Raw genomic sequence first — 16,472 nt, 5'->3', positions numbered from 1 at the left:
ATCAATATAAAAAGATTATATTATGTGCGCCTGTAAAACACAACAGCTTTTCCTTCCTTATCAGCTTTTCCCTATATTTTTCTGGTATACTATAGAAAAAACCTTGAGGTGCACAATGTTCAGTAAATATATGAATTTAATTTTAGTCATCATTAGTAGTGCCTTGTTGGCGGTGGGATTATTTTTGTCCGGCATGCAGACTTGGCTCGTTTTCACGATTATTATGGCGTTCACATTCATTTTGACGATGGGCTATCCATTCTATATCATCTACAGAACGAGAAGTTTGAAACTGATTGACCGCTATTTGGCCAACCACCGGAGTAAGCCGATCTTCAGCTATGCGTACGCCCTCGCCCATGGAACAGATAAAGAAATAATTGATTCGCTGAACAAAATATTGAAATCCTATCCCCAGGCGGAAGTGCAAGATATCTATAATGCCAATCTGTTAGTGTTCCGGAAGGATTGGAGACGTTTGATTGACACATCGAGGTCGATGACAACAACTTTCTATCGTGATTATTATGCAGGTATCGGGTATACAATGAGCAATAATAAGGAGAAGTCTTCCGAATCGTTATCGAAGGTAGGAACGCCTTGGATGGTCCATTCCTTGAAGGCGGTCATCGCATTGAAGCAGGGACAAAGGGATTCATTCCAAAAAGAAGCGGCGCTAGCTACGAAGCAGGCAGTCGGCATGCAGCGCTACGTCATACATCATATGTTGAATCGAATGGCGGAGGGTGTTTTTCCGACGGAAGAAGTGTAAGAGATAGGAGAATAATGGAGAACGCAAAGAAGCCGATCTTTATCTAAGATTGGCTTTTTTTCATCTATCAATCGCGCTTACCCTATGGACTTCACAAATAGTTTACCGTTGAGCATTGAGCATTCCAGTTGGCCCCTCGCATCAAGGTCCGTCACAATCGCTTCCATGTACCACCGGTTGTTCCCATCGAACGGCGTCAACCTTATTAATGTCCTGTTCGACAGTTCCTCGAATGAAATGATGTCGGCTTCACGGATGATCGTTAGCATTATCTTTTTAATTTTTTCATATCTGAACTTTACAATCGACGCTCCGGCTCTGCCATTCGATTGCAAAAGTTGGACGCTTTCATTATATCGCATTTGTGGCCCACCTTTTCAAAGTGTTCTGCTCACTATCTATTACCCTTTTTGACTAGAATTAATCCTCTTTTCGATAAAAAAAGACGCGGAGTTCTCGTTAACTAGCATAGAGTTCTCATTACTCACTGAAAAGTTCTCGTTGCCGCGCTTGGATTTCTCGTTCTTCCATGAAAAAACTGCCGCATCAGCTTTACGCTGATACGACAGTTATTATCCATATTATGAAATGACGCCGAGTTCTTTACCTACTTTTTCATAAATAGCAAGCGCGTCATCAAGCATTTCCTTCGTATGGGAAGCGATCGGCATATTACGCACGCGGCCTTTCCCCTTCGGTACTGTCGGGAAGACGATCGACTTGGCATAGACACCTTCTTCGATCAACCGTTGCGAGAATTGTTGCGTCAGTTTCTCTTCACCGATGATGCATGGTGTAATCGGCGTTTCAGAAACTCCGATGTCGAAGCCCAGTTTTTTAAGGCCTTCCTTCAGATAGTTCCCATTCTCCCAAAGCTTGTCATGCAGCTCCGTCGACTCCGAGATTTTATCCAACGCGCCCATGATGGCCGCAACGTCGCCTGCAGGCAATGCAGTGGAGAATAAAAACGGACGGGAGCGCACTTTCAGCCAGTCGATCAACGCCTGAGTCCCGGCAACATAGCCGCCGACAACGCCGATCGCTTTCGATAATGTGCCGATTTGGAAGTCAATCTCTTTTTCAAGACCGAATTGCTTCACAGTCCCTTTCCCTTTTCCTGTTACACCGGACCCGTGCGCATCATCGACGTAAGTGATCAAGTCGAATTCCTTTGCGATCTCCACGATTTCAGGAAGCTTTGCGATATTACCGTCCATCGAAAACACGCCGTCCGTAATATACATTAGCTTTCCATATTGGCCGGATTCCTTCGCTTCCTTCGCTTTCGCACGCAAATCGTCCATGTCCTGGTGCTTGATGCGGATGATTTTCGCACCGGAAAGACGGCAGCCGTCGATGATGGAAGCATGGTTCAGTTCATCCGATAGAATGGCATCCTGCTTAGTCATGACTGCAGAAATTGCTGCCATATTGCAGTTGAAACCGGATTGGTAGGAAATCGCCGCTTCCGTCCCTTTGAATTCAGCAAGTTTCTTCTCAAGTTCAATATGGATATCGAGCGTTCCGTTGATTGTCCGGACAGCACCTGCACCGACGCCGTACTTTTCCGTCGCCGCGATTGCAAGCTTTTTCAAACCTTCGTCTGTCGCCAGCCCTAAATAGTTGTTTGAGGAAAGATTGATTAAATCTTTTCCGTTGATTTTAATAACTGGACCATTCGGACCTTCCACCGGGTCGATTACATTGTAGAGGCCTTGGTCGCGCAGTTCCTGTAAATTTTCCTGTAAAAACGCATCGAGAACTTTTGACAAAATGATCTTCCTTTCAAACGGTTGATGCCCCCATTTTAGCATATGCGGGCAAAACTCGCAGAAGGAACTGTCTTAGACGTCAATCCATCTTGAAAGTTGACGTGTTTTCTCCTCAAAGGATTTCCGGATGATTGTCTGATCGACGATTTCGCGCAGCCTGTTTTCGCTATGCGCATACGCATGCATATAGCCTGTCGCGTCCATGATTTTCTCTTTATACCGGCCGCTGATTTCGCGTATCTTCTCTTCTGCTTCCGCATCTTCCGTGCACATCGAAACGAGATCAAGAATCTCATCCAATGGACTCTCCGGATCATATTCATGTGGCTGTGTCGCGTCGAAAAGGCAAACCGACAACTCCGGGAACAAAAGGATGTCGACGCTTTTCGGATCAAGTCCGCACCAGCCGTAGAGGACATCTATCCCCCGGCTTTCTGCCTCCTTTCCGAGCGCCTTCAACATGGTCGATTTTCCCGTTCCGGACAATCCTTTCATGAGGATTCTCCTCTTCGTCCAGCTCGTGATGGAGGGAATGAAATCGCGGGACCCGCCCGGTGATAACGAGCCGGCAATCCGATGTGATACTGTCGATTTCTTACGCAGCTTCATTGTGCCGAATAGCTCTTCCCTCAAAGAGACGGTCATTTGCTCATGTTCACTCCACATCATCCTGACGATATTCACTTGCTCCCACTCGTCATGGATCCGCAATGCTTCGGACATGGATTGCATCATTTTGGTAAATACGAGGTTTGATTCTTCCACAACATCGGCCATTTCTGTCGATCGGTTTTGCAGTTTGTCCTCGTCATACGCATCATAAAAGCTGATGACGTGGTGGCGGCCGCCGATTTCGGTCGGCTCAAGCGAAACGGGGTGGGATGCTTGGAGAATGAATAAATTAATGTCTTTTACAAATATGGCATCCGTATTGTCAGGTAGGACGGGATTGTTAAAGCGGTCCACGTCATAGCCCCTTTTGATGAAATGAGCTGCCGCGTCGTTCAAAACTTTGGATATCGCGTTCGACGGCGGCGCTTTCAAAAAGATCGTTTTGTCAGCGGTGGCAATCAATGTATCGTATTTGTGCGCGACCCCTCGCCCTGTATAGGCTGTCCCCATGTATTCCGTTATTGTCCCGTATATGATGACCATCCTTTCCCAATTGACTACTTGCATTTCTACCATATGCCCAGTCAATAAAAAAAAGCACGGCTTGTCTTCGAAAGGGTTCGGTTGAGGGGAGAAAAGTGCAAATGACAACGTAAATAACCAGGTTAATCAGCATATATTTCAACAGTCAAAAGACGTTACAAGTTAACTTCAGGAACAAGTTTCCTACATCTTTGTTACATTAACTTATATACAGAAACTTTCACCGATACCCCTTGAACAATGCTCTCGTTCTTCAGCAGATTCTATATACCAAAATCCATTCTCTTTTTTCATCGTTAATTTGATATCGCTTCCAGCAGCAGAATCATCATGAAGGCCATAACTCATGATATAACCTAATGCATTATTCTCATCCAAAAATTTGATTCGTGAATTGATTTCCCAAATTTCTTGCCCTAAATAATTACTAACTTCTACATCAGTCATGAAAGCTAAAAGGAGCTTTCCTGGATTTTCCCAAGTTTGATTTGGCGTTGAAAGCGATTTATCAAATTCACCTTCTAATTTTCTCCAACTTGTAATTTCTTGCTTATAACCCATTTCTTCAGAAAGGGAATAGTCTGTTACATACTTCCATAGTTGAACATCAGCATCACTCCAAAGTCTTGGGGCATCATCTTTAGAAATTTTGATGTAGTCCTGTTCTTCTGTCCCATCAAGTTTCTGATGAACAGCTTCATCGGAAACTTTCCCGGAGTTGATTTCTGGTTTTGTTCTTTCATCCGTTATTGTTTCCGCTGAACAAGCCGACAACAAAAGAATAATCACCATTATACTTATTTTTTTCAATTCCCTTGTCTCCTTTTATGGCCCGTTCTACAAAGTCACTCACTATAATTATGCAGTTCAAATGACTCTTCAAAGTCATCCCATTTTACAGTTACTTTTATCACTTCATCTTTGCCTACTTTTGCCCCGCCTTTTGATTCACCTGAAGACAAAAACGTACCTGTTAATGGGGGTTCCGTGTACTCCTCAGTTAGCTTCCAGTGATTTCTATTCGATTCAAAAGAGTATTCAAGTGTTTGTAATGAAGACAACTCTTCTATAGAACCTTTATATTGTAAAACAAGCTGATAACTATCTTCGATTGAATACGTTCTTTGTCCGTTTTTTTCTCCCCATTTTTCTGTCCCTTTATACGAGTATTCAGCTTTCCAATGCTCACTTTCTCCACTAAACTTATAATCATGGTTCGTAGTTTCAGAACAAGCTGTTAAAACCATTATTGTAAATATGACAGATATTATTTTCTTCAAATCATCTCTCCCCCAAAAATATTGAATTGAACTGTCTCCTTACATTAACTATTCCAGCACTCTTCCAGAAATACCTCTTCTATAAGTTAAAAAACAAAAGAGCCGCCTAAGCGACTCCGTCCATTCTAGGGGACATTTTTTCCAATCCATCAATATAAAGCATCTTAGTGGTGACTCAACAACAAAAACAGGGACACCAATTCATATGCGAATTGTGTCCCTGTTTGCTATCAACGGAGCTACCTGAGATTCTAACGTATTGTTTATTAAATTTATTTAGTAAACAATACCTGTCCATCTTCCTCACCGGCAAGTTTCAGTAGCAGCTTGCGGCATTGAGGCAAGGCGTAGTGGACGATTTGGCCGAGGAGGAAGGCGATGATGACTGTGCCGATGCCGACCGGGCCGCCCAATAGCCAGCCCGCAAAGCCGACAATCACTTCATTCATCGTCCGCACCTTTTTCATGCTAATCCCAAGCTTGTCGACGAGGATGAGCATAAGGCTGTCTCGTGGCCCTGCACCGACATTGGGCGCGACATAGATACCGACGCCGTAAGACATGACAATGACACCGAGCGTGAAGATGATCACTTGCCCTGTCATCGTTTCGAATTCTGGCAATATCCAGTTGAAAAAGTCAATGAATAGGCCTAGCAGGAGCATGTTCAACCAAGTCCCAAGCTTCGGCCATTGTTTCATCATAACGGAGGTCAAAGTGATGAGGGTCAAGCCACTGATGATGCTCCATGTCCCGATTGTCAGCCCGAAGTGTCGGGATAGGCCGATGTGCAGGACGTCCCACGGGCCAACGCCTAGGCGCTGCCCTTTAATCGTCATCGTAATGCCGAGCGACAACACGATGACGCCGACAATAAAAAATGTCCATCTCCATACAAAAATCTTTCTCATCTGCATTCTTCTTTCCATGCTACTCCATCTAGGATAGCTAATTCTCTGTTTCTATATTGTAGCACGTGCCAAGAAGGCAAGATACATGCGATTAGTCTTTAATGACGGCGCTGAAAGACGCATCGGCAATAAGCGCTAGGTCCCTTGGAGACAATTTCATCTGCAATCCAGGCTTCCCTGCACTGACGACGAATTGGTCCGAATTTTCAGCAGAAGCGTCGATAACGGTCGGGTATTTTTTCTTCATGCCAATCGCCGAACAGCCGCCACGGACATATCCTGTCTCTTTCGTCAGATCTTTCAACGGAAGCATATCGAGCTTCTTCACGCCCGCCGCCTTCGCGGCTTTCTTCAAATCGAGCTCTTCCACAACCGGGACGATGAAGACGAACAGCTCCCGCGGACCGGCAATCGTCACGAGTGTTTTGTAGACCGATTCCGCCGCTTGCCCCGTCTTCGCAGCGACCGACACGCCATCCAATTGGCCATCGTCTGTATCGTATTCCATCAGCTCATAGGGCACTTGTTCAGTGTCCAATAGCCGCACCGCATTCGTCTTCACTTGTTTCTTCTGCTTCGCCATAAGTTCACATCCACCTCCTGAAGAACTCTCCTAATTTAAATTAAAGTTGCTTTGTAAAACCAGTACTCTTCTCCCGATATCCCATCGCCTTATAGAAAGCGTGCGCTGCTATACGTTCGGTTCGATTCCCACTGTTTAACACAATACCAGCTGCCCCTTTGCTCATTGCCCACTCTTCAGACTCCGCCAATAAAAGTTTGCCTAGACCTTTTTTGCGATAGTTATCATCGACCACAAAGGCAACAATGCGGACATATATACCATCCGACTCATAAAAGATCCCCGTGCACAAACCAGACATGCCAACCACTTTTCCTTCAACTTCAATTACGAGAGTATGATAGGAAGGTTCTGCACTAATCTTTTCAAAACGTGTCCTCATCTGTTCAACCGTAGTTGAATATCCTAACTGTCCCATCAAGAAGGCCATTTGAGGAATATCACACGAGCATGCTTCTCTTATTTTCATAATAGAATATCCCTTTCTGATGATCAAAAGGGCCGCCATTAACTGGCGACCCTTCCTTATCAGGCTATTTTATTAATACTCGGCCATTCGGCAATAAACCCTTGGCTCTTCGCTTCCACTTGGATTGAGTAGGCAGAAATCGCCTTTGCAAAGCGTTTTTGTTCCAATAGCACTTCCCGTTCAAGATCAGTCGGGAGATCCATGGATGCCACCTTGAACGCGTCCGCCTTTGCCTGGTGCGCTTCTGCCTCTATTTGCGATTGCTCGCGCTTCTGGAGGGCGAGTCTCGCTTCCGTTTCCATGATCTTGGCAGAAGCGGTTGCTGCCAGCTGTTGATCCGCGATCGTCGGTTCCTGGACAGAAATCGCTTCCCTGCGGACGTCCCGCCATGCATCAATCGTCTCTTCCAGCGTTTTCCCGAGAGGAAGGGCGATCTGCTTCACTTGCCCGGCATCCAGTTTCTTGAACTCTCGAATTTCGGAAACCGCTTCCGGTTCCTTCTTCCCTAACAGCAATGCTTCCAAGTCATCGAGCGTCTTCTGGTTTCGGCCGTTGTAGTCCGCCTGGCGATGATAGGCTTGTTCGGCATTTCTGCGTTTCACTGCGTCATATCGCTGCATTTGGTCTGCAGCGGACGCAAACGTCATGATGGCATTCATGTTACTCACCTCCCGATACGTATCCACTTTCAGTTATGTGTATTATATCCATTTTCCACATATGGAAACATCCTGCGAAAGAGCCAAAGTCTGATTATTCGAAAGGTACTTCTGACTGATTGTTTGTACCTACTTTTTCGACAGGTTTTCTATTTTTTCGACCATTACTAAGTGAGCAGATTTGGAGTTCCAGTTTCGCATCACTTATCGAACATTTTTTTCAAAGCATCCGCCAATGCCGTATTCACAGGCTCTTCCTCCTGCTTTTTCATGAACTTCTGCACGTCGCGCTTGTCTGCCTTTTTGCCTCCGGACTGCGCGCGGCGTTTTTCAAAGGCTGAAAGTTTTTCTCTATGTCCGCATTTGCAGACGAAAATCCTTCCGTCCCCTTCGCCCCGTAATTCAAGCTTCTTCTTACAGTTCGGGCATCGCGCATTCGTCAATTGGGAGACATTGCGGCGATGACCGCATTCCCTGTCCTGGCAGACGAGCATTTTGCCGCGTTTGCCATTCACTTCAAGCAACGGCTTCCCGCAATCCGGGCACATTTTCCCCGTCACATTATCGTGTTTAAACTTTTTATCGTCCGTTTTGATTTCGCTGACGGTCTTCTTCGAGAAGTCCACCATCTCTTTCATGAATGCTTCTTTTCTCAATTTACCGTTGGCGATTTTCGTCAAGCTTTGCTCCCATTCAGCCGTCAAAGCCGGGGATTTCAAATCTTCCGGAACGAGTTCAAGCAGCTGCCTGCCTTTTGACGTCGTGAAGATATCATTCCCTTTTTTCTCGATGACGAAGGAGCTGAACAGCTTCTCGATAATGTCAGCGCGAGTCGCAACTGTTCCGAGGCCGCCTGTCTCGCCAAGCGTCTTGATGAGATCCTTTGATTCCCCCGCCATGAACTGCGCAGGGTTTTCCATTGCCGCGAGCAATGTCCCTTCATTGAAACGTGCCGGCGGTTTTGTCTGTCCATCCGTCATGACGATTGCTCGGATTTTCACTTCAGCGCCTTTCGTGAATGACGGCAACCGGTCTGTATCTTCCTCTTCTTCGTCCGTGGAATAAACCGCCTTCCACCCTTCGTCCGTGACTGTCCTTCCTTTTGCTTTGAACATCTCCCCGCTCACGTCCATCTCGGCAGTAACTTGCTCAAAGCGGAACGGACCGAAGAAGACGGCTAGGAACCGTTTGACAATAAGATCATATAAACGCTGTTCCTTATCGGACAGGTTTTGATAGATCGGCGTCTCTTCCGTCGGGATGATCGCATGGTGATCGGATACGCGCTTGTCGTCAATGACGCCTTTCTGCGGCTTCACTGCATTCGATCGCAATAATACATTGACCGATTTCCGGTATGGCCCGATGTCGACAGCTTTAATACGTTCCTTCAGCGTCCCTTCCATGTCTGACGTTAAATGCTTCGAGTCGGTCCGCGGATACGTCACCGCTTTATGCCGCTCGTATAGGTTTTGGAGTGTCGATAACGTCTCTTTCGCAGACCATGACCAGCGTTTATGCGCTTCCTTCTGCAATTCTGTCAAATCGAATAAAGGAGGTGCCGGCTGCTGCTTCGGTGTCGTCTTCACGTCGACCACCTTTCCGGAATGAGCCCCGTCAAGCTTCGTCAATAGTTTTTCAATCGCTTCTTTATTAAACGATTGCGTTTGTCCCGCTTTATCTGACCATGTGAACCTCGCCGTTTCGGTCAACGCCTGCAAACCGTAATATGACTTCGGTCTGAATTCGCGGATTTGCTTTTCCCGCTCCGCAATCATAGCGAGTGTCGGCGTCTGGACACGCCCCGTGGACAATTGCGCATTGTATTTCACCGTCAAGGCGCGCGTCGCATTGATTCCGACAACCCAGTCCGCCTCTGCACGCGCAACCGCCGCCTCAAACAAGTTCTCGTATTGGCGGCCGTCCTTCAAATTATTGAAGCCGTCCTTAATCGCTTTGTCAGTGACAGACGATATCCAAAGCCGTTTCACGGGCTTGCGGTTCTTCGCCATCTCCAAAATCCAGCGAGCGACAAGTTCTCCTTCACGTCCCGCGTCCGTCGCGATGATGACTTCATTCACATCACTGCGCCGAAGCTGCGCCTTGACTGCATTGAACTGTTTCGTCGTCTGGCGGATCGGCGTTAGCTTGAAGGGCTCTGGAATAATCGGTAAGTACTCAAGCTTCCATTCCTTATATTCATTGCCATACCCTTCCGGATCGGCATGCGTCACAAGATGCCCTAGCGCCCATGTGACGATATATTTTGTGCCTTCTAAAAAGCCATTTCCTTTTTTATTACAGCCGAGCACCCGCGCGATATCCCTCGCTACGGATGGCTTTTCGGCCAACACTACTGATTTGGACATGAATAAATCCCCTTTCTACATACTTTTATTATAAGGGAGAACGCGTTTCGTTGCATGCTTGGCGGAACTGGCGTGCTTTGGCCGCGGGTCCACTCCCACTAAAAAAAGCTGCCACAGAAAGTCGATTTCCGACTTACTGTGACAGCCACTAATAAGATTCAATTCGCATCCAATACATCTTTCGATAGATCTTGGCTCATCTCTGTATACTTCGCAAACACCCTTGCCAACTCGCGCAGGCGGTTATGCACATCTTCATCAATGATGCGGTTATCCTGATCGAAATGGCCTGAATGGGTGTAGACGAAATTCGGTGTTACGAGACAGCGGAAGTAATCTAAAATCGGCTTCAGCTGATTTTCAGGAACGAGATGATGCTGGTACGTGCCGCCATTCGCGACGATTGAAACCGGCTTGTAGCGCATTGCATGCGGATGCAGCATGTCGAATGCATTTTTCAACACGCCCGGAATGGAACCTTGGAAGATCGGCGTTGCAATGATATATGCATCCGCCTCTTCAAACTTCCGAACCATTTCCTGCATGTCTTCGTTATATTGTTCCGACGGACGTCCATCGACGAATTGATGATCATAATCCGCCATTTTCATCCGTTCAATTTGGAAATCACCACTTGCTACCCTCACATATTCCTCGACCGCGTCAAGCACCGCGCCCGTTTTACTACCGATAATGGTCCCGTCCACAAACAAAACTTTCACTGGTCCATCCTCCTTAAAGCTGTGTTCACAATGACAATCGTACCATAACATTTGACACTATTGCCTGAAAATAAGCTTACTTGGAGTTCCCATTCGACTTCGGGGCCTCTCCCGGGATGTCCCGCTTGCCTGTAGAGGGATCTTCGGCGAACATCTCTTCCAATTTTTCGTACGGTATTTCCGTGTCGCCATTCTCCTCTTCCAACCGCTCCTTCACCCGCTCGATCGTTTTCGCCGGAGAAGACAAGGAGATCACCGCGTCTCCCGCGTTCGCCTGCAATTCAACGTTCGGCGTGAAGAATTCAATGGAGCCATCAGCCCGCAAAATATAAAGCAGAATCGATTTATCATCCCGTTCACGCAAATATTGCGTGTAGCTATATTGCTTTGTGATGAGCGTCTTCCGGATGACGTGCCCTGCATGCATCCGCTCCTCCAGACTGTAGATCGAGATGGACGGGGAAAACAACGTCTGTCCGCCAATAACCGTGAATGCTTCGACGTCTTTTCCGACATGGAAGGCCGTTTGGAATAATTGATCCCGTCCCAGATCCGGCTCAAAGTCTGCACAAACATGCGCGTTGTACAGATCCACCTTCGTCATCGCCAGCATATACCGGTAGGGTGTCAAATCGATATGATATTCAACCTGCTCAGACAGGATATCCCCTATATAACTATCAAGTCCGCGCTTTCTTGCATCTGCAAGCGCCGCCCACGATTGATCGATGAGTAGAACTTCATTCCCTGTATCTTTAATCGATTGCGCCATCTCAGCCGCAAATCGCGTTCCGCCTATGATGGCGACCCCAGATTCTTCGGTCGTTGTCAGATTCAGCTTCCTGGCAATGAACCCAATTGAGAATCCGTGCAGCACGACTGTTGATAGGACGAGCGCAAACGTCAGGGCGGTGAGCAGCTCCGCATCTTCATAGCCATTTTCCAACAAGATGGAGGCAAAATACCCCGACACAGTCAGCGCGACAATTCCCCTTGGCGCAATCCAGCCGATCAGCAGTTTTTCACGGACATTCAAATCCGTCCCGATCGTGGAAATCCAGATCGATAATGGCCGGACGACAAACAGCATCGCCGCAACATACAACATGATGGCCGGGTTGAAAATTTCAATCAAGATTTTCGGATCTAGAGACGCGGTCAGCATGACGAATATTCCTGAGATAAGCAGTACAGAAATGTTCTCTTTGAAGTGACGCACATCATTCAATGTCGTCAGGCGCATATTCGCCATCTTCATCCCCATCGCCGTAACGGCAAGCAAACCCGTTTCATGCATGATTTCATCCGCAAAGACAAAGGTGAACAGCACGATGACGAAAAGGATCGGCGCCTTTAGAAACTCTGGGATACTTCCCCGCTCGAAAGCGTTCCCGATGAACAATGCCGCGAACCATCCGAGAAGGACTGCAAACGCGGAAGCTGCGAAGAAGAGCAACAACGCCTTCAACGTCACTTCGGCGTTAATGAATTTAATAAATTCAAATGCAAACACGGCGAGCAATGCACCGAACGGATCGACGACAATCCCTTCCCATTTCAAGATTGCCGCTGGCCGCGGTTTCAACTTCGCCTGCCGCAATAAAGGCAGAATCACTGTCGGGCCGGTCACGATGAACAAACCTCCGATAATGAAAGAGACCTCCCATGAAAGACCCGCCAAATAATGCGCCGCCAACGAGCCGGCAATCCAAGCGATGAATGCCCCGATTGTAACAATCCTTCCGACAGGTTTGCTGAATCCTTTAATTTCCCTAACATCCAGATTTAAGCTTCCTTCAAAAAGAATGATAGCGACTGCAAACGTGATGATCGGGCCAAATAAATCCCCCATGCTTTCTTGCGGATTGATCAATCCGAATACCGGACCGACGAGCAATCCCGCAAGTGCCATGACGACGATTGCGGGCATGCGGTATTTCCATGCGATCCATTGGGAAAGCATTCCGATCAAGATGACGAGCATCAAGTCGAACAATAAAGAATCGAACAACGGAAACACCTCGTTTCAGTAAGAATAAGTGATAGTTTATCACAATTCCTTTTTCATTCAACGTATTTGTACATAACTCGTTTTTTCAAAACATAGGGTGAAAAGGAGAGTAGTTTGTACACAGGAATAGAAAGGGTGATTCCAATAGAAAACTCAAAAAAGAAAACTGTTGCATTTTACATTGCAAGGTCGGACGGCAAAGGTTCGTACCCGGCAAAAAGGGCATCCGTGCTCGCTAAGGACATCGCGAAAGAAGTGAACGTCCTATTCATCGTCGGTGAAAACTCCCCTTCACCTCCCGATGGCTTTAAATCGATTACGATCGGTAAAAAGGCCAATCTCATACAGACATTGACACTCATCCGTCCTGACCTCCTCATCCGTGATACAGGCCCTACAGTTTCCGAGGAAGTGGAGAAAATCCGCAATATCGTCCCTTCCCTATTGCATTTCGATGATTTCGGGGATGGAAAAAATCAAGCGGACTTCGTATTTCAGACACTCCTAGAGGAGACGATTGAAGAGCATGCGGAGCATATTATAATTGATCGCCAGCTTTTCATTGCCGATCCAACACTGACATCTGTTGAAAAATCCGGTTTGCGGAAAAGTGCCCCGGGCCCCCTCCCCCATCTCGTCATTTCGTTCGGCGAAGAGGATGAAGGGAATTTGACATACCGCGCACTCCGGCATGTGTCCCAGCTGCAGATTCCGTTGAAAGTGACTATCCTCGTCGGTGAGTGTTATTCTCATGACGTCAGCACACTCCGGATGATGGCGCTCGGAAGACGCAACACGGTTGTCCAGCAGCCGCCGTACAATATGGCCGAAGTCTACGCGACAGCGGACGTGGTTTTATGCGCATCGGGCTATATGCCTTATGAAGTCGCAGTCATGGGCATCCCGTGCGTCGTGCTCTCCCAGAACGATTTCGAGCTTGGACTTGCATTTCCGAAAGAACAGCATGGATTCGTCCATCTCGGTCTCGGCAGGAAAGTGAAGCAGTCGAATCTGCTGAATGCCATCATGGAGCCGCTGCTGCATGAACCATTGAGAAAACGCTCGATTGAACGCCAACTATCGCTTGGGCTCGGCAACGGGAAAGATAAAATTGTCGAGACAATCCATTATTTATTGGAACACCCAAAACGCGGAGCGGGCGGAAAAGCGCTGTCGGATATGCTACACTGAAGGAAAACGATGGGGGTTTTCCTTATGAATAAACGACAGATTGAATCAGCAATCGCGGAATTGAAAATGGATTATATCAGCTTGCAGGGCGACGTGGAGAAACTGGAGTCGACAGGTCACGCGGATTCAGTCCATAAAGCGGAGCAGCGCCTTGCCGCGATGGAAGAAAGACTGGCCGAACTGAACAAACAACTTGCTGATCTTCCCGAATAAAGAAAAGGCTGCCGACGAACGGGATTCCTGTTCGTGGACAGCCTTTTTGGGCGTTTAATAGGTTGTCAGTTTTAATAATTCCTGAAGGCGGTAGATGCCCCGTTGGAAGAATGTGAATCCATCTTGATACTCCTTGAAATCGAGTGTGTAAAGAGCGTCTTCATTGTTCCAAAGACGGTCGAAATAGTCATCGATGTCTTCGACTAGCTCGCTGTCATTCAACGCGACGACCCTCAAATTTGCCTCTAAGTTGTAATTGTTCAGCGTCCGATCCGTCAAATTCGCAGAGCCGTTCGTAATATACGTTTCCTGCTTCGTCTGGACAACGACGAGCTTCGTATGGTATTGTCCGACGACCGTATTGTACCACCGGACATCGAGCTCCCCATCCGTCTCGTCCATCATCTTCTGAAGAACTGGACGGTTCGGCAAGCCCGACTTCTCATTGCCGAACGAGTTTTCATTCGGATCCAAAATCATTTGGACATGGACGCCGCGATTCGATGCATCGACAATCGCCTGAACGATATCAGGCATTGCAATAAAAAACATGCCCATGCGGATCGTATCCCCTTCTTGGGCTGCGGCAATGTCGCCGAGAAGTGCATCGTGGATCTTCTTTTCCGTCAAGTATTGGACTGCATAATCGCCGCCGGGCTCCTCCTCAGTATTCACACGCGGCAAGGAGCCGCCATTTGTATAGCGGACGACCGCTTCCTCTGCCTCTAAAATATCATTTAAAATGCCTGCGCCTTTCACTTTCAAGGCGACATTGCCATGGAGGCCGCTCGCGTCATGCGGATTGCCTGACGTCACGATTGCTGACTTGTCCGTCACCATCGTCTTCCGGTGGTTCGCTTTCACATTCAATAGGATCATATAGGATCTCAGCGTCATTTTCGGTGCTTTGCTCGACATTGCATTGGCGATCCAGCCTTCCTTTTCGAAGTTTACCCAGCGGAAGATAGTCCGGTAGAGCCCCGAATAGATAGGCGTCGAGTCTCGCAGATCATCGAGATTGGTATAGACGACTTCAATGCCGGCGTCCTCCATTTGGCTGAACCATTTCGATTCATAAGAGCCGTAACCAGTATTGAGGGGGTCGGTAATAAAAATGATAGGCATTTTCGGATTCTCTTTTTTCTTTTTAATCAATTTCTCCGTCAGCGTTTCCGTGATGTTAGGAAAGTCGATCTTTTCATCCGTATAATGGTCCATGAGGAAGAAATCAAGGACGATGAACTCCTCCGCCTCGTCAATCATTTTGTAGATTTCATCAAAGATGGAGAGCTCATGCACCATCCCATCGCCTTTTTTGTTTTGGGCGTACGTCAAATCGGTGAGCATCTCAACATCGTCGGTCCAATGGATATCCCCCTTGTAATTCAGATTATCCGGGAGCGGTTTATATGTATGCCAAACAATCACACCTACATATAGGAATGTGAATAATAGAATGGCCATAAGGATGATCCATTTCGGACTCACCCATTTTTTCGTTTTCTTCATTCAATCAACCCCGTATTCTACTTGCCTTTACAAGTTCCCCTAACTGGCTTGATGCAAACTACTAATTCCACTTCAAGAGCGCATAAACTTCTCCAATAACGCATAACTCCTCACAGAAGTCCATAAATCATTATAAAAGCGTATAAATCGGTATAGATGCGCATAAACCGCTGTAAACGTCCATAAACTCTCACAAATACGAATAAAATAAAAAATGCCCCGTGTAAGAGGCATTTTTCATTTATCCGATTAAGCAGTGACGTATTCCCTCACTGTTGTGTCGTCCATCATTAATTCCTTCAAGTACTTCTTCGCACGGAACAGACGGGATTTCACTGTGCCGATCGATACTTTCATCAATTCGGCGATTTCGATCAACGAATATTGGTAGACGTAAAAGTATTCGATTGTTGTCCGGTAAATGCTGTCCAATTCGCCAATTTTCTGCTGCACCATGAGCTGGATGTCGTTTTGTTCGATCAATTCGCTCGGTGTCGGATTGTCGCTGGGAACCAAATCGAGTATCGGAACGTCCAATGTTTCAGGTTGGTTCATAACGTGTTTGCTTCTTCTGACATCCTTGCGATAACGGTCGCGGAATGTATTCATGCAAATTGTCGTCAGCCAAGCCTTCATGCGATCTACACTGTCCATCTTCCCGCTGTAGCGGACAACCTTGACCCATACGTCTTGCATGAGGTCTTCAGCTTCCTCTTTATTGCGAGTCAATTTCAAACATAAATGATATATGTAACGGCCATATTCATCATATAGCTCTGTCAAGTCGATTTTCATATGATAACTCCTCCGTTTTGTAACTGTTGTCCTTATTATCAAGGAATCTTCCATTACAAAC

General features: G+C 46.8%; 17 protein-coding genes. 3 read left to right on the top strand and 14 right to left on the bottom strand.

Features of this window, described 5'->3' with window-relative positions:
- Positions 1-115: 115 nt before the first annotated feature.
- Positions 116-772 carry a hypothetical protein gene (locus M3152_RS01665; protein WP_251693468.1) on the top strand — a complete coding sequence of 219 codons (657 nt, stop codon included), beginning with the start codon at positions 116-118 and terminating at the stop codon, positions 770-772.
- 77 nt (positions 773-849) lie between these two features.
- On the opposite strand, the gene M3152_RS01660 is transcribed toward M3152_RS01665, so the two are convergent.
- From M3152_RS01660 to M3152_RS01605, 12 genes are all read right to left on the bottom strand, one after another.
- Positions 850-1,134, bottom strand: coding sequence for a DUF6958 family protein (locus M3152_RS01660; RefSeq protein WP_251693467.1), 285 nt, complete (start codon positions 1,132-1,134; stop codon positions 850-852).
- A gap of 219 nt (positions 1,135-1,353) precedes the next feature.
- Positions 1,354-2,544 (bottom strand): glycine C-acetyltransferase, encoded by a 1,191-nt coding sequence (locus tag M3152_RS01655; protein WP_251693466.1) that lies wholly within the window; start codon positions 2,542-2,544, stop codon positions 1,354-1,356.
- 72 nt (positions 2,545-2,616) lie between these two features.
- Positions 2,617-3,723 (bottom strand): nucleotide kinase, encoded by a 1,107-nt coding sequence (locus tag M3152_RS01650; protein WP_251693465.1) that lies wholly within the window; start codon positions 3,721-3,723, stop codon positions 2,617-2,619.
- Positions 3,724-3,903: 180 nt separating this feature from the next.
- Positions 3,904-4,509: a hypothetical protein gene (locus M3152_RS01645; protein WP_251693464.1), complete on the bottom strand. Its 606-nt coding sequence runs from the start codon at positions 4,507-4,509 to the stop codon at positions 3,904-3,906.
- A gap of 35 nt (positions 4,510-4,544) precedes the next feature.
- Positions 4,545-4,979 (bottom strand): hypothetical protein, encoded by a 435-nt coding sequence (locus M3152_RS01640; RefSeq protein WP_251693463.1) that lies wholly within the window; start codon positions 4,977-4,979, stop codon positions 4,545-4,547.
- Positions 4,980-5,251: 272 nt separating this feature from the next.
- Entirely contained in the window at positions 5,252-5,890 is a 639-nt protein-coding gene (locus M3152_RS01635; RefSeq protein ID WP_251693462.1) for a YczE/YyaS/YitT family protein, read from the bottom strand.
- A 91-nt stretch (positions 5,891-5,981) separates the two neighbouring features.
- Entirely contained in the window at positions 5,982-6,473 is a 492-nt protein-coding gene (gene ybaK / locus M3152_RS01630) for a Cys-tRNA(Pro) deacylase (RefSeq protein WP_251693461.1), read from the bottom strand.
- A gap of 40 nt (positions 6,474-6,513) precedes the next feature.
- Positions 6,514-6,942, bottom strand: coding sequence for a GNAT family N-acetyltransferase (locus M3152_RS01625; RefSeq protein WP_251693460.1), 429 nt, complete (start codon positions 6,940-6,942; stop codon positions 6,514-6,516).
- Positions 6,943-7,001: 59 nt separating this feature from the next.
- The gene (locus tag M3152_RS01620) at positions 7,002-7,601 is read right to left on the bottom strand and encodes a hypothetical protein (RefSeq protein WP_251693459.1); all 600 of its coding nucleotides are present in this window, start codon (positions 7,599-7,601) and stop codon (positions 7,002-7,004) included.
- A gap of 200 nt (positions 7,602-7,801) precedes the next feature.
- Positions 7,802-9,970, bottom strand: a complete 2,169-nt coding sequence (locus M3152_RS01615; RefSeq protein ID WP_251693458.1) for a DNA topoisomerase III — start codon at positions 9,968-9,970, stop codon at positions 7,802-7,804.
- 158 nt (positions 9,971-10,128) lie between these two features.
- Positions 10,129-10,692, bottom strand: coding sequence for an NADPH-dependent FMN reductase (locus tag M3152_RS01610; RefSeq protein WP_251693457.1), 564 nt, complete (start codon positions 10,690-10,692; stop codon positions 10,129-10,131).
- A 76-nt stretch (positions 10,693-10,768) separates the two neighbouring features.
- Positions 10,769-12,703: a cation:proton antiporter gene (locus M3152_RS01605; RefSeq protein ID WP_251693456.1), complete on the bottom strand. Its 1,935-nt coding sequence runs from the start codon at positions 12,701-12,703 to the stop codon at positions 10,769-10,771.
- Between the two features lie 114 nt (positions 12,704-12,817).
- Here M3152_RS01605 and M3152_RS01600 point away from each other — a divergent pair, with 114 nt between their 5' ends.
- Entirely contained in the window at positions 12,818-13,894 is a 1,077-nt protein-coding gene (locus tag M3152_RS01600) for a PseG/SpsG family protein (RefSeq protein WP_251693455.1), read from the top strand.
- A 24-nt stretch (positions 13,895-13,918) separates the two neighbouring features.
- Positions 13,919-14,107, top strand: coding sequence for an SE1832 family protein (locus M3152_RS01595; RefSeq protein WP_251693454.1), 189 nt, complete (start codon positions 13,919-13,921; stop codon positions 14,105-14,107).
- A 54-nt stretch (positions 14,108-14,161) separates the two neighbouring features.
- On the opposite strand, the gene M3152_RS01590 is transcribed toward M3152_RS01595, so the two are convergent.
- Complete coding sequence (locus tag M3152_RS01590) at positions 14,162-15,616, bottom strand: phospholipase D-like domain-containing protein (RefSeq protein WP_251693453.1); 1,455 nt, start codon at positions 15,614-15,616, stop codon at positions 14,162-14,164.
- 249 nt (positions 15,617-15,865) lie between these two features.
- On the bottom strand, positions 15,866-16,411 hold the full coding sequence (locus M3152_RS01585) for an RNA polymerase sigma factor (RefSeq protein WP_251693452.1): 546 nt from the start codon (positions 16,409-16,411) through the stop codon (positions 15,866-15,868).
- Positions 16,412-16,472: the final 61 nt, after the last annotated feature.

This window comes from Sporosarcina luteola (assembly GCF_023715245.1).
GTDB classification, from domain to species: domain Bacteria; phylum Bacillota; class Bacilli; order Bacillales_A; family Planococcaceae; genus Sporosarcina; species Sporosarcina luteola_C.
Note: the sequence above shows the minus strand (reverse complement) of the source record. Positions and strands in the feature narration are given on the sequence as shown.